Origin of the sequence: Curtobacterium oceanosedimentum (assembly GCF_040545555.1) — a bacterium.
In the GTDB taxonomy this organism is placed as follows: domain Bacteria; phylum Actinomycetota; class Actinomycetes; order Actinomycetales; family Microbacteriaceae; genus Curtobacterium.
Genome location: NZ_JBEPMD010000011.1, coordinates 86,637 through 109,647 on the forward strand (window position 1 = coordinate 86,637; position 23,011 = coordinate 109,647).

The window sequence follows — 23,011 nt, forward strand, 5'->3', positions numbered from 1 at the left end:
CTACCCCGCGTCGACGGACTGTCGGCTGCCGGGGTCCACGGACCGCCACCGGCGGGGATCGAGACGCCGCCCCCACCGGACCCACTCCGAGCGCGGGGTGCGCACGACGGTGACGACCAGGATCACGAGCACCGCGGCGAGGAGCCACCACCGGAACGCGGGCGCCGAGGGCCACACCCCCCGCAGGGCGATCGCGAGGTTCAGGGCCATCCACTCCCACCGGCCGGAGAGGACCACGAACGGGATGAGGAGCAGCGCGTACCAGGGGTAGCGCGGGGTCACGGCGAGGAAGGTCACACCGATCATGAACACCTCGGCCGACCACGGTCGTGCTGGGTCCGCGAGGCGCCAGGACACGACGGCGGCCAGGAGCACCACGAGCCCGACGACGATCGTCGCTGCGTCGCCCTTGATGACGTACGACACCAGGGCGAACCGGGAGCCGTCCTCGTAGCCCTCCTCGGACAGGTAGCCGGGCAGGTACCCGAGGACCTTCACGCCGGTGCTGATCACGTAGGGCACGTACAGCAGCGCGAAGGTCGCGATGCCGACGGGGATCGCCCACCAGTACCGCCACCGACCGAGCAGGGGTGGGTAGACGATCGCCGGGATGAGCTTCGTGGCCGTCGCCGCGCCGAGGGCGATCCCGCCCCAGATCGGCCGACCGAAGGCGACGAGGACGACGCCCGCCGTGGCGAGGGCTGCGCCGACGACGTCGACGTGTGAGTTCGTGACCGCCTCGGACGCGACGAGCGGCGACCACGCCCACAGCGCCGCCCACCAGGTCGGACGCCCGACGCGGCGGAGCACCATCACCAGGCCGACCGTGACGCCGAGCGAGACGAGCAGGCCGGCGACCTGGAACGGCATGTACTGCGCGGTCGCGGGCACGAGGGCGCGCACACCGGCGAACCAGAGCTGGGCCATCGGCGGGTAGATCGTCACGACGTCCGGGCGGTTGATCGCGACGCAGTGGCCGTCGGCGCCGTCGCCCAGCCCGCGCATCCGCGGTTCGAGCGGCGTGCACGTGCCGTCGATCTTGTCCGGGAAGAGCCAGTCGGGGCGGAGGTCGGCCAGCGCGTTCGACTGTGGAGTGTATGCGTACGGTGATGTACCGGCGTGCTGTACGATCCCGTCCCAGGCGTACCGGGCAGAGTCGGTACTGGTGTTCGGCGGGCCGACGAGCGCTGCGATCCCGACCACGACCGCCCCACCGAGGACGATCCGGGTCATCCACTCGCGGGGCACGGAGCGCACCGCGAGCACGGCTCCCGCGAAGACCGCCCAAGCGATCAGCGTCCAGGCAACGAATGGTCCACGATGACCGGCACGGAGGAACCCCAGATGCGTGATGCCGAAGGCGATGACACCCGCCAGCGCCAGCACGCCGACGACGGACAGGGCGGTCGACACGACCGCGGTCGTCGGGACGGAGGCGGCGCGCGGTCGTCTGCTCATGGTTCCCCGAGGCTACCGATCGCGCGACGGGTCCTGCTGGGCGCGCGGGCCGTCACGGCGTCCTCGAACCGGAACGCCCGCTCGGCCGTCGTCTGGGGTCGACTGCTCGGCATCGCGTTCGTCGTCTGCTTCGGGACCGGCGTCTACAGCCACCTGCTGCAGGACCCGCTGCCGTGGATGCGCTTCCCGACCCGGCCGACGCAGCTCTACCAGTTCACGCAGGGCCTGCACATCACGGCGGGCATCGCGATCATCCCGTTGCTCCTCGCCAAGCTGAACGTGGTCATGCCCGCACTGGCGCAGGTGCCGCCCGTGCGGGGTGTCCTGCACCTGCTCGAGCGGCTGTCGATCGCCGTGCTCGTGTCAGCGTCGATCGTGCAGGTCGGTACGGGCCTGCTCAACACGTACCAGTGGTACCCGTGGCCGTTCCCGTTCCGGCAGGTCCACTACGCGTTGTCGTACCTGATCATCGGGTCGTTGATCGTGCACATCGCGTCGAAGCTCCCGATCATCGCGCGCTACTGGCGGGCGCGGGACGCCTACGACGCGGACGGTCGGTTCGTCGCGGACCCGACGGTGGGCAGCGAGCTGCTGCCCGACGGCCGGGAGGCCCGCGCCGCCGTGGGTGAGCGCCCTGCGGCCGAGCGCTCGGCCGGCTCGTACCCCCGTGGCCTGACCGGCCGCCTGCTCCGCTGGGTGGACGGCCCGGCCGCGCCGGCTGCGCCGGCTGCGCCGGCGGGCGCTGCCGAGACTCGGGCTGCGCGACCGGACTCGGCGTCCGCGGCGCGTGATCTGTCGCTGGGCGCGAGTCTCGGGGACGGCGCCGATGGGACGGAGGCGGGTCGTGCCTCCCGGCCGGAGCACGACGACGCGCTCCCCGGTCCGCGTCAGCGGATCGCGCGACGCGGGTTCGTGGCGGGTGTGACGGCGGCGACCGTCGGGGTCGTCGCACTCACGGCGGGACAGTCGAACCGGCTGCTCGAGCCGCTCAACGTGTTCGGCGCCCGCCGGCGGTACATCGGACCGGAGGACCTGCCGGTCAACCGGACGGCGCGTGCTGCGGGCGTCCTGGCGACGGCGACCGCTGCGGACTGGACGCTGACCGTGGTCGGGCCGGACGTCACGCGGACGTTCTCCCGCGCCGAGCTCGTCGCGCTCGGGACCGCGACGGCCGACCTGCCGATCTCGTGCGTCGAGGGGTGGAGCCAGATGGCGTCGTGGCGTGGGGTCCGGATGCGCGACCTGCTCGCGTCGGTGCAGGCCGACCCGGCGTCGGCGCTGCGGATCACGAGCCTCGAGAAGAGCGGTGGCTACCGGGTGACCGAGATGGGGCCGGAGTACGCCTCCGACCCGACGACGCTCCTGGCGCTCGAGGTGAACGGGAAGACGCTCGACCTGGACCACGGGTTCCCCGCCCGGGTCATCGCGCCGGGACGGCCCGGCGTGCTGCAGACGAAGTGGATCGGGAAGATCGAGGTGATCCGATGAGGGCCGCGAGGATCCTGCTCGTCGTCGCGGGCGTGCTGGTGATGGCGTTCGGGGCGTACGTGCTCGTCACGACCGTCCGGCCGGCCCGCATCTGGGGCCTGGCGACGTGGTTGCTCGCCGCGGTCGTGCTGCACGACGCGGTGTTGTCGCCGTTCGTCGTCGGAGCGGGACTCCTGCTGCGCCGGACCGGCAGGACGCTCGGCGCCGGGGTGCTCGTCGTCGTGCAGACCGCCGTCGTGCTCGGGTGCGTGCTCGCCCTCGTGGTGTTGCCGGAGATCGCCGCGAAGCACCACGGGCAGAAGAACCCGACCGTGCTGCCGTTCGACTACACCACGCGGTTGCTCGTCGTCGAGGGGCTGCTCCTCGCCGTCGTCGTGGTCGCGCTCGTGGTGGGTGTCGTCCGTGCACGGCGATCGCCACGACCACTGGTTGCATCGACAACCAATGGCTAGCATGGTGGCATGACGGACGAGACGCCCTGGCTCACGCGCGACCAGCTCCGCGCGTGGATGAAGCTCGTCGCCGTCATGGAACTCCTGCCGGCGGCACTCGACCAGCAGCTCCAGCGGGACGCCGACCTGACGCACTTCGACTACATGGTCGTCGCGATGCTGTCCGAGACCGAGTCGCGCACGCTCCGGATGTCGGCGCTCGCCGCAGCGACGAACGCGTCGTTGCCGCGACTGTCCCACGTCGTGTCGCGGCTCGAGAAGCGGGGGCTCGTGACCCGGTGCCCCTCCGCCGACGACCGCCGCGCGACCGACGTGCAGTTGACCGACGACGGGTTCGCAGCGATCGTCGCCGCGGCACCCGACCACGTCCGGACTGCCCGGCGCTTCGTCATCGACGCGCTGAGCGACGAGCAGGTCCGACAGCTCGACGGCATCACGCGGGCGCTGCTCCGACGGCTCGACCCCGAGGGGCGGTTCGCGGCGCTGACGTACCCGCGGTCCGACGGCGAGGTGCTGTGCGAGGAACGTCTGACGGGCGCTCCGCCTGCGGCACCGGCGGGCGTGCTCTTCCGGGACGCGACCGCGGACGACACCGGGCTGCTCCGGCACGCGACGCTCGCAGCGATGAACTGGAAGGCCTCGTCGTTCGTGGACGCCGATCTCGACCGCCCCGAGTTCGCGCACTACTTCGACGGCTTCGACCCCGCCCGCGACCACGGCGTCGTGGCGGTGGACGGCGAGGGACCCGTCGGGGTCGCATGGGTGCGGTTCCTGCCGGCGGACGACCCGGGGTACGGCTTCGTGGCCGAGGACGTCCCGGAACTGACGATGGCCGTCGAGCCGCGCGGGCGGGGTCGGGGGATCGGCACGGCGCTGCTCGCGCGGGTGCTCGACGCCGGCCGGGCCGCGGGCTGGCCGGGTGTCAGCCTGAGCGTCGAGGACGGCAACACCGGGGCGCGGATCACGTACGAGCGGGCCGGGTTCCGGACGGTCGGGCGGAACGGCGACTCGGACACGATGCTCGTGCGGTCCTGACGTCCGGCCCGTCGCCCTGGTCGGTCTGATCGGTCTGATCGGTCTCGTCGGTCTGCTCTCGTCGCGGGTGACTGGTACACCAGTAGGATCTGGCGCATGACCGACCGTGCCACGCCGTCCGACACGTACTCCTACCTCGGACCCGCCGGCACGTTCACCGAGGCGGCGCTGAAGCTCGTCGAGGCCGCGGCCGGCAAGCCGTGGCGCAGCGTGAACAACGTCGGCGAAGCGCTCGACGACGTCGTCACCGGTCGGTCGGTCGGCGCGGTCATCGCGATCGAGAACAGCGTCGACGGCGGCGTCAGCGCCACGCAGGACGCCCTGGCGCGGATCCCCGGCGTGCGGATCGTCGGTGAGTACCTCGTACCCGTCGACTTCGTGCTCGTCGCCCGGCACGGCACCGCCCTGTCGGACGTCCGGACCGTCAACGCGCACCCCGTCGCCTACGCGCAGACCCACCGGTGGCTCGAGACCAACCTGCGCGGGCACGGGCACATCCCGGCGTCGTCGAACGTCGCCGCAGCGACCGCGCTGCTCGACGAGCACCCCGTCGCCGACGCCGCCGTGGCGCCGCCCGGGATCACCGACCACCACGACCTGGCCGTGCTCGCGTCCTCCATCGGTGACAACGCCTCCGCGGTCACCCGGTTCGTGCTCGTCTCGCGCACCCTCGCGATCCCGGAGCGCACGGGAGCGGACAAGACGAGCGTCATCGTGGAGCTGCCGAGCGAGCACCCCGGTGCCCTCGTCGACATGCTCGAGCAGTTCGCGACGCGGGGCATCAACATGGGGCTGCTGTCCTCGCGGCCGATCGGCGACGAGCTCGGGCGCTACCGGTTCGTGATCGACCTCGACGGCCACGTGCGCGACGAGCGGGTGGCCGACGCCCTGCTGGGCCTGCGGCGGTTCAGCCCGCGCGTGACGTTCCTCGGGTCGTACCCGCGGGCGGACGGCTTCCGCCCCGAGGTCTCCGCACGCTACTCGGACGAGGCGTTCGTCGAGGCACGGGACTGGCTCCGCGCCATCGTCGCCGGCGAGCCCGACGCCGGCTGAGCCCGCTCTCGGAGGCACCCCGGGTCAGCTGTGGGCGTTCTCCACCCGACGGGTGTTGCGGGTCTGGTCCTGCGGCCCGGCGACGCGCACCCGGAGTCCGCTGGCGTCGATCTTCGCCTTGAACGCCACGACCTGTCCGACCGGGTCGCCGTCGATCTCGAACTCGTCCGGACGCTCGAGCCGCGCCACGAACTCCTGACCGCGGATGTACCGGAGCGGTCGTTCGTCGCGGGCAGCGGTGGCGATGCGCTTGCCGACCTGGGTCTGCCCGATCTTCGAGCGGCGGAACGAGCGCAGGATCGCGTTCTCCCAGAAGACCCGGGCGCCGATCCGGACCCACCCGAAGAACCCGCGGGGTCGCATGACGACGATGTCGAACACCCCGTCGTCGATCTCGGCGTCCGGCAGCAGCGTCGCGCCGGCCTGCAGCATGCCGCAGTTGCCGACGATGAGCGAGTGTGCCCGCACCGACTGGTTGCTCGCACCATCGAGCCGGTACCGGAACTCGAACGCGTCGGCGTCGCGGACCGACCGGAAGAGCGAGTCGACGTAGGCGAGCCAGCCGACCTTCTTCTTCAGGTCGTCGTTCGTGTTGGCGAGCATGCGCGCGTCGAGCCCGAGCCCCGCCATGACGACGAACCCGAACTGCTCGCGCTCGCCGCCCTCGCGCTCGACCTCGAGCTCACCGAAGTCGATCGGGCGGTCCTCGCCGCGGAAGATCGTCCGGACGCTCGCACCGAGGTCGTCGATCGGCGCCGGGATGTTCCGGGCGAGCAGGTTGCCGGTGCCGCTCGGCAGCAGGGCGAGCACGGCGTCGGACCCGTGCACGACCTCGGCCACGGCACGGACGGTGCCGTCACCGCCGGCCGCTGCGACGACGTCGGCTCCGGCGTCGAGCGCGGCCTTCGCCATGCCGCCGCCCGGGTCCTCCTCCGAGGTCTCGAACCACAGGGTCTCGGCCCAGCCGGCCTCCTGCTCGTGCTCCGCGACGGTGCGCTTCAGGATCTCCAGGTCCACCTTCACCGGGTTGTAGACGACCGCGGCCGTCTTCTGCTCGGTGGGGAGGGCGTCCTGGCCCGCGGGCGCGGTCTCCGATGGTGTCGACATGCTGCCGACGTTACCGACGGACGCCTGCGAGCGACCGGCCGTCGGACACGGACCGGCCCGGTCCGGTCCGGCGAGCGACGGGCGGCAGCCCGGGTCGACCCGACTCGGGCCGCCCTGGCTCAGCGCCGGTCGTGCAGCGTGATCGCGTACCCGTCCGGGTCCGCGAAGGTGAACGTCCGCCCGAACGGCCCGTCGAACGGCGGGGTGACGATCGTGTGCCCGTCGGCGACCAGCGCGTCGTGGATCGCCTGCACGTCGGTCGCGTGGAACCACAGTGCGACGCCGAGGGCGGGCTGCCCGCTGGAGAGATCGGTCCCGGCCACGAGATCGCGCAGGGCGAAGGCGATCGGCTCGGTCGCGAAGACCACGGCGTGCGGCGGCCCGGCGGGGGAGCGGACGAGTCCGAGGTAGCGCTCGTAGAACGCCTGCGAGGCGTCGAGGTCGCGGACCTGCAGCGAGGTGAAGTCGATCCCGGTGGCGGGCATGGTGTGCTCCTTCGTTGGTGTCAGGTGCCTGACACGATCAGTATGTGTCAGACTCCTGACATGCGTCAAGCCAGGATCGACCTCGACCGTTCGGTCGGCTACGTCCTCAAGGAGGCAGCGAGTGCCCTGCGCGCCGCCATGGAGGACGCCCTCCGCCCGCTCGGCATGACGGTCACGCACTACTCGTGCCTCGAACTGCTCGCGCAGCGCCCCGGCATGTCGAACTCCGAACTCGCGCGCGGCACCTTCGTCACCCGGCAGTCGATGAACACCCTCCTGCAGCAGCTCGAACGCGACGGCATCGTCACGAGGCCGTCGACCCCGACGACGGGCAAGGTGCTCCCCACGACGCTCACCGAGGCCGGACGACGACAGCGCGAGGCAGCGAGTGCGGCGGTCCGGCAGGTCGAGCTCCGGATGACCCGGGACCTCGACGAGGCGGGCCGCGCAGCGGCCTTCCGCCTGCTGCGGGGGATGGTCGCCGCCCTGCGCGACGAACCGACCGGGGACGCGACCGGCTGACGGACGGGAGGCCCGTGGTCCGGCCGCCACGGGCCTCCCGTCCGGCGGTCACACGCTCCCTCTAGGATGATCCGGTGATCGATCTGCAGCTCCTGCGCGACAACCCTGACCTCATCAAGGCCTCGCAGGAGGCGCGCGGCGCCTCCGTCTCCGTCGTCGACGACGCGGTGTCCGCGGACACCGCCCGCCGCGCTGCGATCACGTCGTTCGAGGCGCTCCGCGCCGAGCAGAACGCCTTCGGCAAGACCGTCGCGAAGGCACCGAAGGACGAGAAGGCCGCGCTCGTGCAGCAGGCGCAGGCGCTCGCCGCACGCGTGAAGGAGGCCCAGGCCGAGGTCACCGCGGCCGAGGAGACCTTCGACCGCGTCGTGCGCGCGATCCCCAACGTCGTGCTGCCGGACGTGCCGAAGGGCGGCGAGGACGACTTCGTCACGCTCCGCACCGTCGGCACGAAGCCCGAGTTCGACTTCGAGCCGAAGGACCACGCCGACCTCGGCGAGCACCTCGGCATCATCGACATCCCGCGCGGCGTCAAGGTCTCCGGGTCGCGCTTCTACTTCCTCCGCGGCCTCGGCGCCCGGCTCGAGATCGCGCTCATGAACCTCGGGCTCGACCGTGCGGTGCAGCACGGGTTCGAGCCGCTCATCACGCCGACGCTCGTGCGTCCGGAGACGATGGCGGGCACCGGGTTCCTCGGCGAGCACGCAGCGGAGGTCTACCGGCTCGAGGCCGACGACCTGTACCTGACCGGCACGAGCGAGGTCGCTCTCGCCGGGTTCCACGCCGACGAGATCCTGTCGTTCGACGAGTCCGGCGACCCGATCCGCTACGCCGGCTGGTCGACCTGCTACCGGCGCGAGGCCGGGTCCGCGGGCAAGGACAACCGCGGCATCCTCCGCGTGCACCAGTTCAACAAGCTCGAGATGTTCTCGTACGTGCTCCCCGAGCAGGCCGAGGCGGAGCACCAGCGCCTCGTCGCGATGCAGGAGTCGATGATGCAGGACCTCGGGCTGCACTACCGCGTGATCGACGTCGCCGGCGGTGACCTCGGTACGAGCGCCGCGCGCAAGTACGACATCGAGGCGTGGGTGCCGACGCAGGGGACCTTCCGTGAGCTCACGTCGACGTCGAACTGCACCACGTTCCAGGCCCGCCGGCTCGACACCCGCTACCGCACCGAGAGCGGCAAGACCGCGCCCGTCGCGACGCTGAACGGCACGCTCGCGACCACCCGCTGGATCGTCGCGATCCTCGAGACCCACCAGCAGGCCGACGGGTCGGTGGTCGTGCCCGAGGTGCTGCGCCCCTACCTGGGCGGCGTCGAGGTCATCGAACCCCGATGAGCGCCCACGAGCGGTTCGTCGACGGGTCGGCGCAGGGCGGCGGGTCCGCGGCTGGTACTGCCGGTGCTGCCGGTGCTGCGGCACCGGCGCGCACGAAGCGGTGGCTCGTCGCGCTCGACGTGGACGGCACGACCATGCGCGAGGACGGCGTCATCACCGAGGCCGTGATCGCGGCCGTCCGCGAGGCCGAGGCCGCCGGGCACGAGGTCATGCTCTCCACCGGTCGCAGCGAGGGCATGACGATCCCGCTGCTCGAACGCCTCGGGCTCCGCTCGAAGTACGTCGTGTGCGCGAACGGCGCCCTGATCCTGGCCCGCCAGGACGACGGCACCTACGGTCGGGTCCACGTCGAACGGTTCGACCCGACCGAGGTCCTGCAGGTCATCCACGGCGCGCTCGCGAACGCGGCGTTCGGCGTCGAGGACGAGACCGGCCACTTCCTGCTCTCGGGGAACTTCCCCGACGACACCATGACCGTCGCCGGCGAGCACGTGCCCTTCGAGCAGCTGCTCGGGACCGAGGCGACCCGCGTCGTCGTGATCTCGCCCGGGCACGACACCGAGGACTTCCTGCAGGTCGTCGAGCGCATGGGGCTGCAGAAGGTGTCGTACTCGGTCGGCTGGACCTCGTGGCTCGACATCGCTCCCGAGGGGGTGACGAAGGCCACCGCGATGGAGCGTGTCCGCGAGTGGCTCGACATCCCTCGCTCCCGCGTCATGGCGGCGGGTGACGGGCGGAACGACATCGACATGCTGCGGTGGGCGTCGACCTCGGGCCGCGGTGTCGTGATGGGGCAGGCTCCGGACGACGTCGTCGACGCGGGCAACGAGCTCACCGGCGGGGTGACCGACGACGGTCTGGCCGCGGCGCTCGACACGCTGCCGCGCTGACCGACACCGGGCCGCTAGACTGCCCGGGACACGATCACGTCTCGCCACGTGGTCGTGTCACGGAGGGTTGTCCGAGCGGCCGATGGAGCCTGTCTTGAAAACAGGTGGGCAGTGATGTCTCGTGGGTTCGAATCCCACACCCTCCGCACATGAGCACCGGGACCCGCCTCCGACCGATCGAGCTGTCCGATGCGGCCGAGCTCGCCGGGATCGTCCGCGCGAGCGCCGATCACCTGCGACCGTTCGAGCCGACGCGTCCGCACAGCTACTTCACCGAAACAGGGCAGCGCGCGACCATCGGTGTCCTGCTCGCCGCCGCGCAGAAGGGCGGCTCGGTGCCCTTCGTGATCGTGGGAGACGACGACGAGTTGCTCGGACGGATCACCCTGAGCGGAGTGACCCGCGGAGCCCTGCAGTCGTGTGCGCTCGGGTACTGGGTCCGCGCCGACCGCACCCGGCAGGGGCACGCGACCCGTGCGGTCGGACTCGCGGTGGACCACGCATTCGGGGAGCTCGGGCTGCACCGGGTGCAGGCCGAGACGCTGCCGGAGAACACGGCGTCGCAGCGGGCGCTCGAGCGGAACGGCTTCGAGCGGTACGGGTTCGCACCGGAGTACATCCGCATCGCGGGGGAGTGGCGCGACCACGTCATGTTCCAGGTGCTCGCGCCGGACGCGTGAGTGACGAACGGGCTGCTGCAGGTCAACCCCTGGCCTTCCGGTGGATGAAGTCAGCCATGCCCGGCACGGTGAACGCGAGGTAGCCGCGGTCGGGCGCGTAGATGTGCCCGTTCTTGATCAGTTCGTTCCGCGAGACGGAGAGGTCACTGGTGCGGGTCTTGCCCGTACGGGCCACCAGGTCCTGGATCGCCGAAGGTCCTTCGCCGTCGGCTGCCATGGCCTGCATCAACTCGCGTTGTTTCGGTGTGGCCCGGTCCCACCTCGACTGGTACAGGCCCTGGTCGACCTCGTCCCGCGCGGCGAGGACCCCGGTCTCCGCGGAGAGAGCATCGATGGAGTCCTCGACGGCGCGCGCGTCCCAGACGTGCTTCCCGCACGCTTGAGCGAAGTACGGGTAGCCCTGGATCGACCGCACTGCGAGCTCGAGGGCGGTCGGGTCCCAGTACACGCCAGCGCGTTCGGTCGGGTCCGTGAGCGCGAAGCGCGTCTCGTCGTCGGTGAGCAGGTCGAGGCGTCGGTAGTCGTACAGCCGTTCCGCGTAGCTCGTCGCGTCTGCGAGGACTGCTGGGAGCGACGGCAATCCGGTGCCGACGAAGTACACCGGGACAGGAAGCGTGTCCTGGCCGAGCGCGTGCAGCGCGAGGTTGAGGGCGTTGAGATCGTGCTTCGGCGCCTCCTGCAGTTCATCGACCGTGATCGCCAAGCCGTGGCCGATCGCCCGGAAGGCCATCCCGACCTCGCGCAGGAGGTCTTCGAGGTCCCGCTCGAGGTCGCCGCTGTCGGCGACACCAGGCGAAGGCTCGACGCTGATCCCGAAGTTGTACGTACCGGTCGGGTCCACGGTCACCTGGAAGGAGCGGAAGGCGCCGAGCGCAGCACGGAAGTGCTCGACCACCGTCGCACCGAGGGAGAGGGTTCCCCTGAGTGCTGCGTGCAGTTGACGGACCAACCCCTGCTGGAGGCTGCGGTTCCGTGACGCTTCGAGCTTGACGACGGACCACCGCCGCGTCTCTGAGGCACGTCGGCCGATCTCGTTGAGGAGAACGGTCTTGCCGACCCCACGGAGGCCCGAGATCACGACGGGCCGACCGCCCTCGCCGGTGACGAGGGTCTCGGCGAGCGTCCGCTCGATGCTCTTCAGGAGCGCGTCGCGACCGGCGAGCACCGGCGGGACTCGGCCAGCTCCGGGCTTGAACGGGTTGACGACGGTCGGCTCCGGCATGATCGGAGAGTATCAGGACGTATAAAGCATTTCCTTACACGCCCTGATCGTCGCTCAGAGTCCCCGACAGCGGCCCGGCTCAGAGCCGGGCGCCGAGGGCGGCGAGCTCCGCTCGGGTGCGGGCGCCGTGCTTCCGGAGCAGGTTCGCCACGTGGTACTTCACCGTGTTCGGGCTGATCCCGAGCCCCTCGGCGATCTCTCGGTTCCCGACGCCGGTCACCACGAGGCGCAGCACGTCGCGCTCCCGGTCGGTCAGCCCGCTGTCGTCGGGCAGGTCCACCGCTCCGGGTGCGGGATCGAGGGGGAGTGAGATGTCGAGCGTCGAGCCCCATCCCGGCGTGGAGTCGACGTGCATCGTGCCGTCGAGGGCGACGACCCGCTCGGCGATCGGCCGGACGGCGTCGTCGTGGGTGTCGAGCGTGCCGGCGCCGTCGTCCCGCAGCTGCATGAGCAGGTTGCGCCCGTCGCAGTCCCACTGGATGCGGACCCGTCGGGCGACCCCGTCGTCGACCAGGGCGAGCACGGCCGTCCGGACGATGGCCCGGGCGCTGTGTGCGACGTCCCCGGGCAGGGCCCTACCGGTCGCCGGCGGCTCGACGAACTGCACGTCGAGGTCCCCGAACCGGACGAGCGGGCGGAGGTCGGCCCGCAGCCGTGAGAACGCGCCGGTGACGGGCTCGAGCAGCGTGCTCCGCTGCCGGTCGGTCACGGTCCGGAGTTCGACGAGTGCAGCCGAGGCGATCTCGACGGCCTCGGCGCGGGCAGCGGCGTCGGACAGGCGGTTCGCGCGCAGGGCGGCGAGGACCGACTCCAGCGTCAGCGCGTGGCGGTCGGCCTGCTCGGCGACCGTCCGCGCGTGCTCCGACGCCGCGATCCGGCTGGCTGGTGCATCCGGTTCCGTCTCCACGAGGACCGAACCTACCCGTCCCACCCGGACGGACGGCCCCACCCGATCGGGTGGGTGGACCGCCTGCCCGGGCAGCGGCGCGATCGACGCCGCGCGAGGAGCATCGGAGTCATGGCCACCACGACGACCGCCGACGCCCTCGGGCTGATCGGCGACGAGCTCCAGGACCTGATCGCCGCCGTCCGCGGTGCCGACCAGGCGCCGTTCGAGCGCGCCCTCGACCTGCTGACGGGCACCGAGCGCGTCTTCGTCCACGGTGCTGGCCGCTCGGGCCTGGCGCTGCGGATGACCGCGATGCGCCTGATGCACCTCGGGCTCGACGTGCACGTGGTCGGCGAGGTCACGACGCCCGCGATCCGGCAGGGTGACCTGCTGCTCGTCGCGAGCGGCTCGGGCACGACAGGTGGCATCGTGCAGGCGGCACGGACCGCGTCGGACGTCGGCGCGCGGGTGCTCGCCGTGAGCACGACGGACGACTCGTCGCTGTCCGAGGTCGCCGATGCCACGCTCGTGCTCCCCGCAGCGACGAAGACCGACCGCTCGGGCACGGCCTCGGCGCAGTACGCCGGCAGCCTGTTCGAGCAGGGCGTCGCGTTGCTCGGGGATGCCCTGTTCCACGCGCTCTGGCAGCGCAGTGGACACTCCGCCGACGACCTGTGGCCGCGGCACGCCAACCTCGAGTGACCCGAGCGTGACGCCGCCCGAGCGCGCCGTCGACACCCCCACGAACCACCACCGGAAGGACACCACCATGCAGCTCCAGTTCGCCATGGACACCCTCACCACCGAGGCCGCCCTCGACCTCGCCGGCAAGGCCGCGCCCTACGTCGACGTCATCGAGCTCGGCACCCCGCTGATCAAGAGCGCCGGCCTCTCCGCGATCACCGCGATCAAGGAGGCGCACCCGGACAAGGTCGTCTTCGCCGACCTCAAGACGATGGACGCCGGCGAGCTCGAGGCCGACATCGCCTTCTCGGCCGGTGCCGACCTCGTCACCGTGCTCGGCGTCGCCGGTGACTCCACCATCGCCGGTGCCGTCAAGGCCGCGAAGGCGCACGGCAAGGGCATCGTCGTCGACCTGATCGGTGTGCCGGACAAGGCCGCCCGCGCGAAGGAGGTCGTCGCGCTCGGTGCCGAGTTCGTCGAGATGCACGCCGGCCTCGACGAGCAGGCCGAGGAGGGCTTCACCTTCGAGACCCTGCTGCGCGACGGCGAGGCCTCGGGCGTCCCGTTCTCGGTCGCCGGCGGCATCACCACCGACACGATCGAGGCCGTGCAGGCGTCCGGCGCCCGCATCGCGGTCGCCGGCAGCGCGATCTACAGCGCCGACGACGTGGCTGCCGCCGCGTCCGCGCTGCGCGACGCGATCTCGGAGCCCGCTTCCGCCTGATCCGCACCACCTGACGGACTGGAGGCCCGTGGCGACACCGCCACGGGCCTCCCGTCCGTCACCGGTCCTGGCCGGACCGTCCTCAGGGCTGGTACGGCCGCTGCGGCCACGGGGCCACGAGCGCGCCTCCCGTCGTCAGGAGTGACAGCACGAGCCCGAGCAGTGAGTCGGCGAGGAACGCGACCGCGGCGAACCGCGCCGCGGACCGCGGGTCGCGCCGGGCCCACTGCGCCGCGAGGACGAGCACGACGAGCCCGACGACGTGCCCCACCAGGAGGCCGCCGAACGCGAGGCCGGAGTTCGGGTTCGGGCCGGAGCGGTCCGGGGTCGCGCCGCGCGTCGCCTCCTCCGTCATGAGGAACAGGAACAGCCAGGTGGCCGCACCGCCCAGCACACCGAGCCCCGCCAGGACCCAGTACACGGCTGCCCGACCCGTCGATCGCCAGCCCCGCTGATCCTGTGTGCTCGCCCCGGTCACGCCGTCAGGCTACCGCCGGGCCCTGCGCCGACCGGAGGTGACGAGGAGGGCGTCGACCAGCAGGAACCCGAGCAGGGTGACCCCGACGACCGGCAGCAGCAGTGCGAGGCCGACGGCGACGACGACCACCGCGGCGGTGCCCCACCACGGGGCCCGGGCCAGCGCTCCCGCGGCCGGGGCGCGACCGACCCGCGCACCCGCGGGCCGGCGCTGCCACCACATGACGTACCCGAACACGACCATCGCTGCGATCCCGAGTGCCGCCAGGAGCAGCACGACCTGGTTCGCGAAGCCGAACAGAGCCCCCATGTGCGTGTTGATGCCGAGCTTCGCGGCCTTCGCCATGAGCGGGTAGTCGGCCCAGGTGACCTCGGACACCGCCGTCATCGTGCTCGGGTCCACGGCGACGGCGTTCATCGCGACCGGCCAGCTCATCTTGATCTCCTCGACCGTCCACGCGGTGCCGGCCGTCGCCGGGGGGCGGATCCGGACCTCCGCTGCCCGGACGCCGGAGTCGCGGGCCACCGCGAGGACCTCGTCGAACTGCTCGGGCGTGGTCGTGACCGAGCGCATCGTCATCGCACCGCCGCCGTGGTGTCCGGCGTGCTCGCCGCCCGGAGCCGACGCTGCCGACGACGGGTCGCCGAGCGCGGTGTCGACCGTCGGTGCCTGCCAGCTGAGCGCGGACCGGAGCGTGCTGACGTTGTCGCCCGCGAAGTGCGACCAGGTGATGCCCGTGGCCGACAGGAAGAGCGCGCCGAGGAGCACCCATGCGCCCGTCGCCGCGTGCCACGAGAACGTCCGTCGGTACCCGGTCACCCGGTTGTCCGGCAGCACGAGGTCGCGCTTCCGACGGGCTCGTCGGATGCGGAACGCCCAGAGGCCGACGCCGGCGAGCGACACGATGCCGAGCCACGACGCCGCGGTCTCGCTGTAGAGCCGTCCGACGTCGCCGAGGAACAGGCTGCGGTGCAGGGTGCTGATCCACGTGCGGAAGGGGAGCGAGCCCGACGTGCCGTACACCGGCAGGTCCCCACGCACGGCGGCGTCGCCGGGGTCGACGAACACCGCGCGGGTCTGGGAGTCGAGCAGTCCCTCCTCGGTGAACATCACGCGCGTGGTGGTGCCGGGCTCCGGGGCCGGTCGGACCTCGGCGACGGTGTCGTCCGGGTGGTGGCGGGCGACGTACCGCTCGGCGGCGGCGACCTGGTCGGCGAGGGGGAGCGCCGCCGCCGTCGACGGCGCCGTGAGCTCCTGTCGGTACGCGCCCTGCTCGATCGACGGTGCGAGGGCGTAGACGGCACCGGAGAGCGCGGCCACCAGGACGAAGGGGCCGACGAAGAGCCCGGCGGTGAAGTGCAGACGGAGGAGGAGCTGGGCGAACCAGCCGCGGGACGGGGGCGGGGCGGTGACGGGCATCGGAGCGCGGGGTCCTGTCGGGCTGGCGGGATGGCGGGCTGGCGGGCTGTCGGGCGGGAGTGGGGCACGGCGCCGCACGAGCGCTCACTCTACAAGACGTAGAGCGTCAGCGGCGCACGTCGCAGCCGCAGCTCGCGCCGAGCACGAGTTCCGCCGGCACCAGGTCGAGGTGGTGGTCGTCGGGGTCCTCCCGCGCGAGCACCCGGTCGACCGCGGCCGCGGCCATCGCCTCGACGGGCTGCCGCACGACGGTGAGCTGCGGGTTCGTGTAGTCCGCCTCGGCCACGCCGTCGAACGACACCACGGCCACGTCGTCGGGGGCACGGAGCCCGAGTTCGTACAGGGCGCGCAGGAGCCCGACGGCCTGGAGGTCGGAGCTGACGAACACCGCCCGTGGTCCGGTGCCGCCGTCGAACATCCGCAGGCCGGCCTCGTAGCCGCCGGCACGGTCGAACGAGCAGCGGACGATCGGACCGTCCGGCAGCCCGGCGGCTCGGAGGGCCTGCATCCACCCCTGCTCGCGGAGTTCCATCGAGCCGGTGTGCCCCATGACGAGCCCGATCTCCCGGTAGCCGTGGTCGATGAGGTGCTGCGTGCCCTCGCGGGCGCCGCGCAGGGCGTCCACGCCGATGCTCGCGTACTCGGGCACCTCGAAGAAGGTGTTGAGCAGCACCATCGGGATGCCGGGGTCGGTCGTCGACGACAGGTCCGGGTGCGTCATGATGCTCGTCACGATGATGCCGTCGACCTGGCGGGCGGACAGGGTGCGGAGTCGCTCCCGCTCCTGCTGGGCGTCGCCGTCGCTGTTCGCGATCAGGAGGTCGTACCCCCGGGCGGCCGCGGCGTGCGTGACGGCCACCGCGAGCTCCGACCAGAAGGGGTTGTCGAGCTCGGGCACGATCAGGCCGAGCATCTTCGACGAGCCGGTCCGGAGCGCCTGAGCGCTCGCGTTCGGTCGGTAGCCGAGGACCCGGATCGCCTCGCGCACCCGTGCAGCCGTCGCGGCAGCGACCGGGCGCGGCCCGTCGTGCACGACGTAGCTGACGACCGAGGTGCTCACGCCCGCGTACCGGGCGACGTCCGCGCGGGTGACCGCCCTCGGGTTGGTCGGCAGGCTCACTGGATCACCTTCGTCGGTCGGTCGGTCGACCGCTCGCGGCCGACAGGAGCGGCCCGGCTCCGTCGCGGGACGGGGCCGGGCCGGGCCGCACGAGGCGGGTTACTCGCTCGCGATCCTAGACGAGACGGTGCTGGTGACGGGTTCGGGTGCGTCCCCGTGGTCCGGCACCGGGAGCCGGACGCCGCCCTGCAGGGCCGAGCGGTGCGCGACGATGCCGGGCAGCGTGTACCGCGCGGCGACCCAGGCGTTCACCGGGGGCAGCGTCCCGTCGACGACCGCGCGGACGAAGTCGTCGACCAGGAAGTGGTGACTGCCCTCGTGTCCGGTCGGCACCCCGTCGAACTCGTCCGGCAGCCGGTCGACGTCGTGCACGGGGGCGTAGCCGGACACGAACGCGTCGCGGAGGGCCGGATCGACGTCGGCGAGACGCGGGTCGTCGAGCTCCATCGTCGGGCGGGTGTCGATCTGGTCGCTGACGTCGTGCACGGCCTCCTTGTCCTGCCACACGCTGACGGTGGCGAGCTGCTCGAAGCTGGCCTCGGTGCCGAAGTACCGGAAGCGGGACTCGCGGAGGTGCGACGGGTAGCCGACCCGGCGCATCTCGTTGATCCGGACGACGCCGCCGTTGTCGAGCTCGAAGAGGGCGGTCGCGTTCGAGAAGTCGTTGTCGAACTGGCTGACCTCCTTGTCGAAGACCCCGTCGTCGCGGTCGTCCTTGACGCCGATGCAGCTGACGCTGACCGCGTGCCCGGGGATCGCGCCGAGGACACCACCGACCGAGTGCGTCGGGTAGAGCATGGGCGGGTAGCTCGCGGTGCGCTTCCACTGCTCGCCGCCGCTGTACTGGTAGGCGGCGTAGAAGCCGAGGTCCATGTCGTGGACGTAGTCGCCCTCGGCGTAGAACACCCGGCCGAAGGCGCCCTCGGCGACCCGCTTCCGCGCGAAGACGGTGGCCGGGTTGTAGTGGCTCGTCTCACCCATCATGTAGGTCAGCCCGGTCTCGCGGACGGCCTCGATGATCGCGGCGATCTCGTCCTCCGTGATCGCCATCGGCACGGCGGAGTAGACGTGCTTGCCGGCCCGGAGTGCGCGGACGACGAGCGGGCCGTGCGTCCAGCGCTGCGTGAAGATCGCGACGGCGTCGACGTCCGAGGCGAGGACGGCATCGAAGTCCTCGAGCGTGCCGTCGAGGTGCTGGGCGGCGACGAGGTCCTCGGCACGCCCCTCGACGACGTCGGTGACGAACACCCGGTCGACGTCCGGGTGGATCTTGAAGAGCTTGGCGAACTGGGGCGCGAACTGGCCGGCTCCGACCATTCCGATGCTGATCATCAGTGACCTTCCGAGGTGGGGGGGACGTGTCGCCGAGCAGGCCGCTCCGTCGCGATCGCGGCCCAGCATGGCACAGCGTTCTACACGTGACAACCCCTTGGAGCGCGCCAAGAATGCATGCTTGTGGGGGTGAGTCCCCACGTGTAGATTCCCGGCCACGGACTGCCGACGTCAGTCCACCGCAGACGAAGGAGTCGCGATGGCCACCGAGAGCCCCTTGTCACCACCCCGGGTGACGGCACCACCACGGACCGCACGGAGCGCCGACCCGGCACGTGCCCGGACCACCACGCCGCGCCGCCGCCGACGGAACGACCTGTGGCTCGCGCTCGTGTTCATCGCCCCGGCGTCGATCGGCTTCGCGGTCTTCCTGCTCTGGCCGACGATCCGGGGGATCTGGCTCAGCTTCACCACGTACAACCTGCTCACCCCGCCGGTCTTCACGGGCCTGCAGAACTACGAGCGCCTGGTCCAGGACTCGATCTTCTGGAACTCGATGGCCGTCACGGTCGAGTACGTGGTGCTGAACATCGGCTTCCAGACGGTCCTGGCGCTCTTCATCGCCGTCATGATGCACCGGCTCACGCAGTCGACCTTCGTGCGCGGCATCGTGCTGGCGCCCTACCTCGTGTCGAACGTCGTCGCGGCGCTCATCTGGCTCTGGATCCTCGACACGCAGCTCGGCATCGGCAACGAGGTCCTGTCGGCGATCGGCGTCGGTCGCATCCCGTTCCTGCAGAGCGACGTCTGGGGCATCCCGACCATCGCCTTCATCAACGTCTGGCGGAACGTCGGCTACACCGCGCTCCTCATCTTCGCCGGCCTGCAGGCACTGCCCGAGAGCGTCTACGAGGCGGGCCGCATCGACGGGGCGAGCGAGTGGAAGATGTTCTGGCGCATCACGGTGCCCCTGCTCCGCCCGATCCTGTCGCTCGTCCTGATCATCACGATCATCGGGTCGTTCCAGGTGTTCGACACGGTGGCGATCACCACCCAGGGCGGGCCCGCCAACGCGACGAACGTCGTGCAGAACTACATCTACAACCTGGCCTTCGGCCGGTTCCAGTTCGGGTACGCGTCCGCCGTCTCGGTGGCACTCCTCGTCGTCCTGAGCATCATCACGATCGTCCAGTACCGACTCTCGCGTTCCGGCGAGAGCGACCTGGACTGACGGCCACCGAAGCAACCGGAAGCGAGTCGACGATGACCAGCACCCTGCCCCCGGTGGTCGAACCCACCACCACGCGCGCCCTCACCACACGCGGCGCGAAGCCCCCGCGCCCGAAGCCCTCGGTCGGACGGGTGCTCGCCTGGACCGCGATGATCGCCGTGATCGCCGTGACCCTGTTCCCCTTCTACTGGATCCTCCGCACGGCGCTGTCGTCGAACGGGGCGATCTCCGCCGACCCGACCTCACTGCTCCCGACCGGCTTCAGCCTGGGCGGGTTCGAGCGGGTGTTCGGCCTGCAGTCCACCGAGGAGGCCCTGGCGCAGGGCGGCTCCGGCGCGGCGATCAACTTCTGGCAGTACCTGCTCAACTCGGTCGTCACCGCGACGATGATCACGGTCGGACAGGTGTTCTTCTCCGCCGGAGCCGCCTACGCCTTCGCCCGGCTGCGGTGGCCCGGACGCGACAAGGTCTTCGGGGTGTTCCTCGCCGGGCTCATGGTCCCCACGATCTTCACGCTCCTGCCGAACTTCACCCTGATCAAGTCACTCGGTCTGGTCGACACCCTGCTCGGGATCGCGCTGCCCTCGATGCTGATGACCCCCTTCGCGGTGTTCTTCCTGCGGCAGTTCTTCCTCGGCATCTCCCGCGAGGTCGAGGAGGCCGCGCTCATCGACGGCGCCGGGAAGGTCCGGGTGTTCTTCCGGCTCGTCCTGCCGATGGCCTCGGCGCCGATCGCGACGCTGGCGGTCCTCACCTACATCACCGCGTGGAACGACTACTTCTGGCCGCTCATGGTGTCGTACACGGACAGCTCCCGGGTGCTCACGGTCGCGCTGGGCGTCTTCAAGTCGCAGACCCCGCAGTCCGGCACCGACTGGGCGGGCCTCATGGCGGCGACCCTGGTCGCCGCGCTCCCGATGATCGTGCTGTTCGGCGTCTTCGCCAAGCGCATCGTCAACTCCATCGGCTTCTCCGGGATCAAGTAGGGAACCCCAGCACATGACGCACTCCATCTCCCGACGCGCACTGTTCGCCGGCGGTGCCTCGGCCCTGGCGCTCGGCGCCCTCGCCGCCTGCTCGTCACCGAGCAACCCGAACCCGCGCAGCGGCGCGACCGGCACGGTGTCCTACTGGCTGTGGGACGCGAACCAGCTCCCCGCCTACCAGGCCGTCGCGAAGGCCTTCGAGCAGCAGAACCCGGACATCCGGATCAGGATCACCCAGCTCGGGTGGAGCGACTACTGGACGAAGCTCACCGCCGGGTTCATCGCCGGGACCGCGCCCGACGTCTTCACCGACCACCTGTCGAAGTTCCCGCAGTTCGCCGACCTCGACGTGCTCTACGAGCTGGACGAGCTCGAGGCGACGAGCGCGATCCGCGACGACGACTACCAGTCCGGCCTCGCGCAGCTCTGGAAAGGCCGCGACGGGCACCGCTACGGGTCACCGAAGGACTGGGACACGGTCGCGATGTTCTACGACCGCAACGTGATCGCGAAGGCCGGCTACACCGCCGAGGACCTCGCCGCCCTCGAGTGGAACCCGGACGACGGCGGGACCTTCGAGAAAGCGGTCGCGCACCTGACGATCGACGGCAAGGGGCGCCGCGGCGACGAGCCCGGGTTCGACAAGTCGGACGTGGCGGTCTACGGCATCAGCGCCAACGGCAGCGGTGGCGACGGGTTCGGGCAGACGCAGTGGTCACCGTTCACCGGCTCGATCGATTGGTTCTACACGAACAGGAACCCCTGGGGAGACGCGTTCCGCTACGACGACCCCGCGTTCCAGAAGACGATCTCCTGGTACTTCGGGCTCGCCGAGAAGGGCTACATGCCGAAGTACGGGGTGTTCTCCACGACGACCGGTCCGGACGTGCAGCTCGGGTCGAAGAAGGTCGCGCTGTCGTTCAACGGGTCGTGGATGATCGGCGCCTACGCCAACCTGCAGGGCGTCGACGTCGCCATCGCACCGACACCGAAGGGGCCGATCGGGCACCGCGCGTCGATGTTCAACGGCCTGGGTGACTCGATCACCAAGCAGGCCAGGAACCCCGAGGCCGCAGCGAAGTGGGTGGCGTTCCTCGGCAGCGCCGCGGCGCAGGAGATCGTCGGCCGCGCAGGCATCGTCTTCCCGGCCCGCCGGTCGGGCACCGACGCCGCGGTCGCCGCGTTCCGGGAGCGCGGGCTCGACGTCTCCGCGTTCACCGAGCAGGTGGCGGACGGCACGACGTTCCTGTTCCCCGTCACCCGGAACCCGGCCGACGTGCAGGCGCTCGTGCAGCCGGCATTCGACGGCATCTACGCGAACGGCAAGCCCGTCTCGTCGCTGACCGGCGTGAACGAGCAGGTGAACACGCTCCTCGCGCTGACCTGAGCCGGGGTCGACCCGATGCCGGGCGTCCGCACACCGCACCTCGATGCGGTGTGCGGACGACGGGCCGACGAAGTGCCCGGCGGTGGAAGGGGAGGAGGCGCTCAGCGAATCAGGCGCGCGATGGTGCCGGGGCGGTGACGGGTACCGGAGCGCGGGCTCGTGTAGGGCCGAGGTGCGGCACCGTGCCGCATCAGCGCGTTCACCCGACGCAGAACATCCGCCAAGACGGCCTTGCCGCTAACGGGCCACCGAGAGGTGGCGATAGATGCTCAAGATGAGTATCGAACTCCTGTCCGGGGTCCGCCGGGCCACGCCCCCCGAAGCTGCAGCCTGGAAGTCCTACATGCCTCAGCGGGGCAATGGTGGTGTACCCACGCAACGGGACGTCGATCGGTACATCCGAGACACGAGGGCCGCCCGTGAGCTCCGGCAGAAGGTCCTCAGCGAGCTCCGTGAACGTTCTGCGATGGGACCCGAACTCGTGATGACGATGATGACGACGACTGTCGCCATCTTCGCCGTCCTCGCGACCATCGTCGCGGCGTTCCTCTCAGCCTTGGCATCACAGGATCCTGCCGTAGCGCTCGATGCATCGACCTCCTTCTACCTGGCCCTCGGGATTCCGGCGCTTGGCGTGTTCATCCTCGGGACAGCCCTGGCGACAGCCCAGCGCCTACGCCGCAACCACGCAGCGTCCTGGCTTGCCGCTTACTCGGAAGCAGAAGGAGTATCCCCGTCGCTCACCTCGGACAGGCCGACCTGTGCCGTGATCTCATCCCAGTCCCAGTCCGAGTCCGATGCCGGACCGGCCGACGACGGATCCGCGAGCACGTCGAGCGAAGTCGAGTCGATTCGGAGCGAGGACTCGACGGATGAGGCTGAGATGGCGAATGTGTGTTCTGAGTCATGATCAGCCGTGGGGCATCGCGCTGACCTGAGCCGGGGTCGACCCGACGCCGGTCGTGGGGCCCCCCCCCCCCCGGGGGGGGGGGGGGGGGCCCCCGGGGGCCCCCCCCCCCCCCCCGCACCCCCGGGCGCCGCACGGCCCCCACCCCCCCCCCCGCGGCCAGTCCGGGCGCCCCGGCG

Annotated in this window: 23 protein-coding genes and 1 tRNA gene; 15 read left to right on the forward strand and 9 right to left on the reverse strand. The window is 71.2% G+C overall.

The genetic code is table 11. From position 1 onward, the window contains the following. A complete protein-coding gene (locus tag ABIC52_RS12590) occupies positions 1 to 1,413 on the reverse strand; it encodes a glycosyltransferase 87 family protein (RefSeq protein ID WP_354027488.1) in 1,413 nt (470 codons plus the stop codon). Here ABIC52_RS12590 and ABIC52_RS12595 point away from each other — a divergent pair. The 4 genes from ABIC52_RS12595 to pheA all read left to right on the forward strand — a co-directional run bounded on the left by ABIC52_RS12595 (position 1,345) and on the right by pheA (position 5,486). Beyond that, complete coding sequence (locus tag ABIC52_RS12595) at positions 1,345 to 2,946, forward strand: molybdopterin-dependent oxidoreductase (protein WP_354027489.1); 1,602 nt, start codon at positions 1,345 to 1,347, stop codon at positions 2,944 to 2,946. The two genes, ABIC52_RS12590 and ABIC52_RS12595, sit on opposite strands and share 69 nt — an antisense overlap. Further along, positions 2,943 to 3,398, forward strand: coding sequence for a hypothetical protein (locus ABIC52_RS12600; protein ID WP_209679154.1), 456 nt, complete (start codon positions 2,943 to 2,945; stop codon positions 3,396 to 3,398). The genes ABIC52_RS12595 and ABIC52_RS12600 overlap by 4 nt, the downstream gene beginning before the upstream one ends. 9 nt (positions 3,399 to 3,407) lie before the next feature. Then, positions 3,408 to 4,433: a GNAT family N-acetyltransferase gene (locus ABIC52_RS12605; protein WP_354027490.1), complete on the forward strand. Its 1,026-nt coding sequence runs from the start codon at positions 3,408 to 3,410 to the stop codon at positions 4,431 to 4,433. Between the two features lie 96 nt (positions 4,434 to 4,529). After that, positions 4,530 to 5,486, forward strand: coding sequence for a prephenate dehydratase (gene pheA, locus ABIC52_RS12610; RefSeq protein ID WP_126890378.1), 957 nt, complete (start codon positions 4,530 to 4,532; stop codon positions 5,484 to 5,486). 24 nt (positions 5,487 to 5,510) lie between these two features. Here the strand turns inward: pheA and ABIC52_RS12615 are convergent, their stop codons facing one another. Further along, on the reverse strand, positions 5,511 to 6,593 hold the full coding sequence (locus ABIC52_RS12615; protein WP_209679151.1) for a diacylglycerol/lipid kinase family protein: 1,083 nt from the start codon (positions 6,591 to 6,593) through the stop codon (positions 5,511 to 5,513). A 119-nt stretch (positions 6,594 to 6,712) separates the two neighbouring features. Beyond that, positions 6,713 to 7,078, reverse strand: a complete 366-nt coding sequence (locus tag ABIC52_RS12620) for a VOC family protein (RefSeq protein ID WP_354027491.1) — start codon at positions 7,076 to 7,078, stop codon at positions 6,713 to 6,715. Positions 7,079 to 7,138: 60 nt separating this feature from the next. Between ABIC52_RS12620 and ABIC52_RS12625 the strand changes: the two genes are divergently transcribed. The 5 genes from ABIC52_RS12625 to ABIC52_RS12645 all read left to right on the forward strand — a co-directional run bounded on the left by ABIC52_RS12625 (position 7,139) and on the right by ABIC52_RS12645 (position 10,513). Next, positions 7,139 to 7,600: a MarR family winged helix-turn-helix transcriptional regulator gene (locus ABIC52_RS12625; RefSeq protein WP_354027492.1), complete on the forward strand. Its 462-nt coding sequence runs from the start codon at positions 7,139 to 7,141 to the stop codon at positions 7,598 to 7,600. Positions 7,601 to 7,674: 74 nt separating this feature from the next. Beyond that, on the forward strand, positions 7,675 to 8,943 hold the full coding sequence (gene serS, locus ABIC52_RS12630; protein WP_209823962.1) for a serine--tRNA ligase: 1,269 nt from the start codon (positions 7,675 to 7,677) through the stop codon (positions 8,941 to 8,943). Then, positions 8,940 to 9,833, forward strand: coding sequence for an HAD family hydrolase (locus ABIC52_RS12635; RefSeq protein WP_354027493.1), 894 nt, complete (start codon positions 8,940 to 8,942; stop codon positions 9,831 to 9,833). Before serS ends, ABIC52_RS12635 begins: the two co-directional genes overlap by 4 nt. 61 nt (positions 9,834 to 9,894) lie before the next feature. After that, positions 9,895 to 9,979, forward strand: a tRNA-Ser gene (locus ABIC52_RS12640). Between the two features lie 3 nt (positions 9,980 to 9,982). After that, on the forward strand, positions 9,983 to 10,513 hold the full coding sequence (locus ABIC52_RS12645; protein ID WP_126890348.1) for a GNAT family N-acetyltransferase: 531 nt from the start codon (positions 9,983 to 9,985) through the stop codon (positions 10,511 to 10,513). Positions 10,514 to 10,535: 22 nt separating this feature from the next. Here ABIC52_RS12645 and ABIC52_RS12650 read toward each other — a convergent pair whose 3' ends face one another. Continuing rightward, entirely contained in the window at positions 10,536 to 11,735 is a 1,200-nt protein-coding gene (locus ABIC52_RS12650) for an ATP-binding protein (protein WP_354027494.1), read from the reverse strand. A gap of 79 nt (positions 11,736 to 11,814) precedes the next feature. Next, positions 11,815 to 12,642: a helix-turn-helix transcriptional regulator gene (locus tag ABIC52_RS12655; protein ID WP_354027495.1), complete on the reverse strand. Its 828-nt coding sequence runs from the start codon at positions 12,640 to 12,642 to the stop codon at positions 11,815 to 11,817. 111 nt (positions 12,643 to 12,753) lie between these two features. Between ABIC52_RS12655 and hxlB the strand changes: the two genes are divergently transcribed. Together hxlB and hxlA are read left to right on the forward strand one after the other, a co-directional pair. Next, on the forward strand, positions 12,754 to 13,326 hold the full coding sequence (gene hxlB, locus ABIC52_RS12660) for a 6-phospho-3-hexuloisomerase (RefSeq protein WP_354027496.1): 573 nt from the start codon (positions 12,754 to 12,756) through the stop codon (positions 13,324 to 13,326). A 67-nt stretch (positions 13,327 to 13,393) separates the two neighbouring features. Beyond that, complete coding sequence (gene hxlA / locus ABIC52_RS12665) at positions 13,394 to 14,032, forward strand: 3-hexulose-6-phosphate synthase (RefSeq protein WP_058728039.1); 639 nt, start codon at positions 13,394 to 13,396, stop codon at positions 14,030 to 14,032. Between the two features lie 82 nt (positions 14,033 to 14,114). On the opposite strand, the gene ABIC52_RS12670 is transcribed toward hxlA, so the two are convergent. The 4 genes from ABIC52_RS12670 to ABIC52_RS12685 all read right to left on the reverse strand — a co-directional run bounded on the left by ABIC52_RS12670 (position 14,115) and on the right by ABIC52_RS12685 (position 18,384). Next, positions 14,115 to 14,510: a hypothetical protein gene (locus ABIC52_RS12670; protein WP_354027497.1), complete on the reverse strand. Its 396-nt coding sequence runs from the start codon at positions 14,508 to 14,510 to the stop codon at positions 14,115 to 14,117. Between the two features lie 9 nt (positions 14,511 to 14,519). After that, a complete protein-coding gene (locus tag ABIC52_RS12675) occupies positions 14,520 to 15,929 on the reverse strand; it encodes a PepSY-associated TM helix domain-containing protein (protein ID WP_354027498.1) in 1,410 nt (469 codons plus the stop codon). A 106-nt stretch (positions 15,930 to 16,035) separates the two neighbouring features. Continuing rightward, entirely contained in the window at positions 16,036 to 17,049 is a 1,014-nt protein-coding gene (locus ABIC52_RS12680; protein WP_209679136.1) for a LacI family DNA-binding transcriptional regulator, read from the reverse strand. A gap of 99 nt (positions 17,050 to 17,148) precedes the next feature. After that, positions 17,149 to 18,384: a Gfo/Idh/MocA family protein gene (locus tag ABIC52_RS12685; protein ID WP_126890383.1), complete on the reverse strand. Its 1,236-nt coding sequence runs from the start codon at positions 18,382 to 18,384 to the stop codon at positions 17,149 to 17,151. A gap of 196 nt (positions 18,385 to 18,580) precedes the next feature. On the opposite strand from ABIC52_RS12685, the gene ABIC52_RS12690 reads away from it, so the two are divergent. The 4 genes from ABIC52_RS12690 (at position 18,581) to ABIC52_RS12705 (ending at position 22,835) form a co-directional block, all read left to right on the forward strand. Further along, positions 18,581 to 19,552 carry a carbohydrate ABC transporter permease gene (locus ABIC52_RS12690; protein WP_209679132.1) on the forward strand — a complete coding sequence of 324 codons (972 nt, stop codon included), beginning with the start codon at positions 18,581 to 18,583 and terminating at the stop codon, positions 19,550 to 19,552. A 32-nt stretch (positions 19,553 to 19,584) separates the two neighbouring features. Continuing rightward, on the forward strand, positions 19,585 to 20,538 hold the full coding sequence (locus tag ABIC52_RS12695) for a carbohydrate ABC transporter permease (protein ID WP_209679129.1): 954 nt from the start codon (positions 19,585 to 19,587) through the stop codon (positions 20,536 to 20,538). A gap of 13 nt (positions 20,539 to 20,551) precedes the next feature. Then, a complete protein-coding gene (locus ABIC52_RS12700; RefSeq protein WP_354027499.1) occupies positions 20,552 to 21,925 on the forward strand; it encodes an ABC transporter substrate-binding protein in 1,374 nt (457 codons plus the stop codon). 274 nt (positions 21,926 to 22,199) lie between these two features. Then, positions 22,200 to 22,835: a hypothetical protein gene (locus ABIC52_RS12705; RefSeq protein WP_354027500.1), complete on the forward strand. Its 636-nt coding sequence runs from the start codon at positions 22,200 to 22,202 to the stop codon at positions 22,833 to 22,835. Positions 22,836 to 23,011: the final 176 nt, after the last annotated feature.

What these genes read in the sequence shown, in the direction of transcription:
- ABIC52_RS12595 (WP_354027489.1), top strand. Translation starts at nt 1,345, where the DNA reads ATGCGTGATGCCGAAGGCGATGACACCCGCCAGCGCCAGCACGCCGAC.
- ABIC52_RS12600 (WP_209679154.1), top strand. Translation starts at nt 2,943, where the DNA reads ATGAGGGCCGCGAGGATCCTGCTCGTCGTCGCGGGCGTGCTGGTGATG.
- ABIC52_RS12605 (WP_354027490.1), top strand. Translation starts at nt 3,408, where the DNA reads ATGACGGACGAGACGCCCTGGCTCACGCGCGACCAGCTCCGCGCGTGG.
- pheA (WP_126890378.1), top strand. Translation starts at nt 4,530, where the DNA reads ATGACCGACCGTGCCACGCCGTCCGACACGTACTCCTACCTCGGACCC.
- ABIC52_RS12615 (WP_209679151.1), bottom strand. Translation starts at nt 6,593, where the DNA reads ATGTCGACACCATCGGAGACCGCGCCCGCGGGCCAGGACGCCCTCCCC.
- ABIC52_RS12620 (WP_354027491.1), bottom strand. Translation starts at nt 7,078, where the DNA reads ATGCCCGCCACCGGGATCGACTTCACCTCGCTGCAGGTCCGCGACCTC.
- ABIC52_RS12625 (WP_354027492.1), top strand. Translation starts at nt 7,139, where the DNA reads ATGCGTCAAGCCAGGATCGACCTCGACCGTTCGGTCGGCTACGTCCTC.
- ABIC52_RS12635 (WP_354027493.1), top strand. Translation starts at nt 8,940, where the DNA reads ATGAGCGCCCACGAGCGGTTCGTCGACGGGTCGGCGCAGGGCGGCGGG.
- ABIC52_RS12645 (WP_126890348.1), top strand. Translation starts at nt 9,983, where the DNA reads ATGAGCACCGGGACCCGCCTCCGACCGATCGAGCTGTCCGATGCGGCC.
- ABIC52_RS12650 (WP_354027494.1), bottom strand. Translation starts at nt 11,735, where the DNA reads ATGCCGGAGCCGACCGTCGTCAACCCGTTCAAGCCCGGAGCTGGCCGA.
- hxlB (WP_354027496.1), top strand. Translation starts at nt 12,754, where the DNA reads ATGGCCACCACGACGACCGCCGACGCCCTCGGGCTGATCGGCGACGAG.
- hxlA (WP_058728039.1), top strand. Translation starts at nt 13,394, where the DNA reads ATGCAGCTCCAGTTCGCCATGGACACCCTCACCACCGAGGCCGCCCTC.
- ABIC52_RS12675 (WP_354027498.1), bottom strand. Translation starts at nt 15,929, where the DNA reads ATGCCCGTCACCGCCCCGCCCCCGTCCCGCGGCTGGTTCGCCCAGCTC.
- ABIC52_RS12690 (WP_209679132.1), top strand. Translation starts at nt 18,581, where the DNA reads ATGGCCACCGAGAGCCCCTTGTCACCACCCCGGGTGACGGCACCACCA.
- ABIC52_RS12695 (WP_209679129.1), top strand. Translation starts at nt 19,585, where the DNA reads ATGACCAGCACCCTGCCCCCGGTGGTCGAACCCACCACCACGCGCGCC.
- ABIC52_RS12700 (WP_354027499.1), top strand. Translation starts at nt 20,552, where the DNA reads ATGACGCACTCCATCTCCCGACGCGCACTGTTCGCCGGCGGTGCCTCG.
- ABIC52_RS12705 (WP_354027500.1), top strand. Translation starts at nt 22,200, where the DNA reads ATGAGTATCGAACTCCTGTCCGGGGTCCGCCGGGCCACGCCCCCCGAA.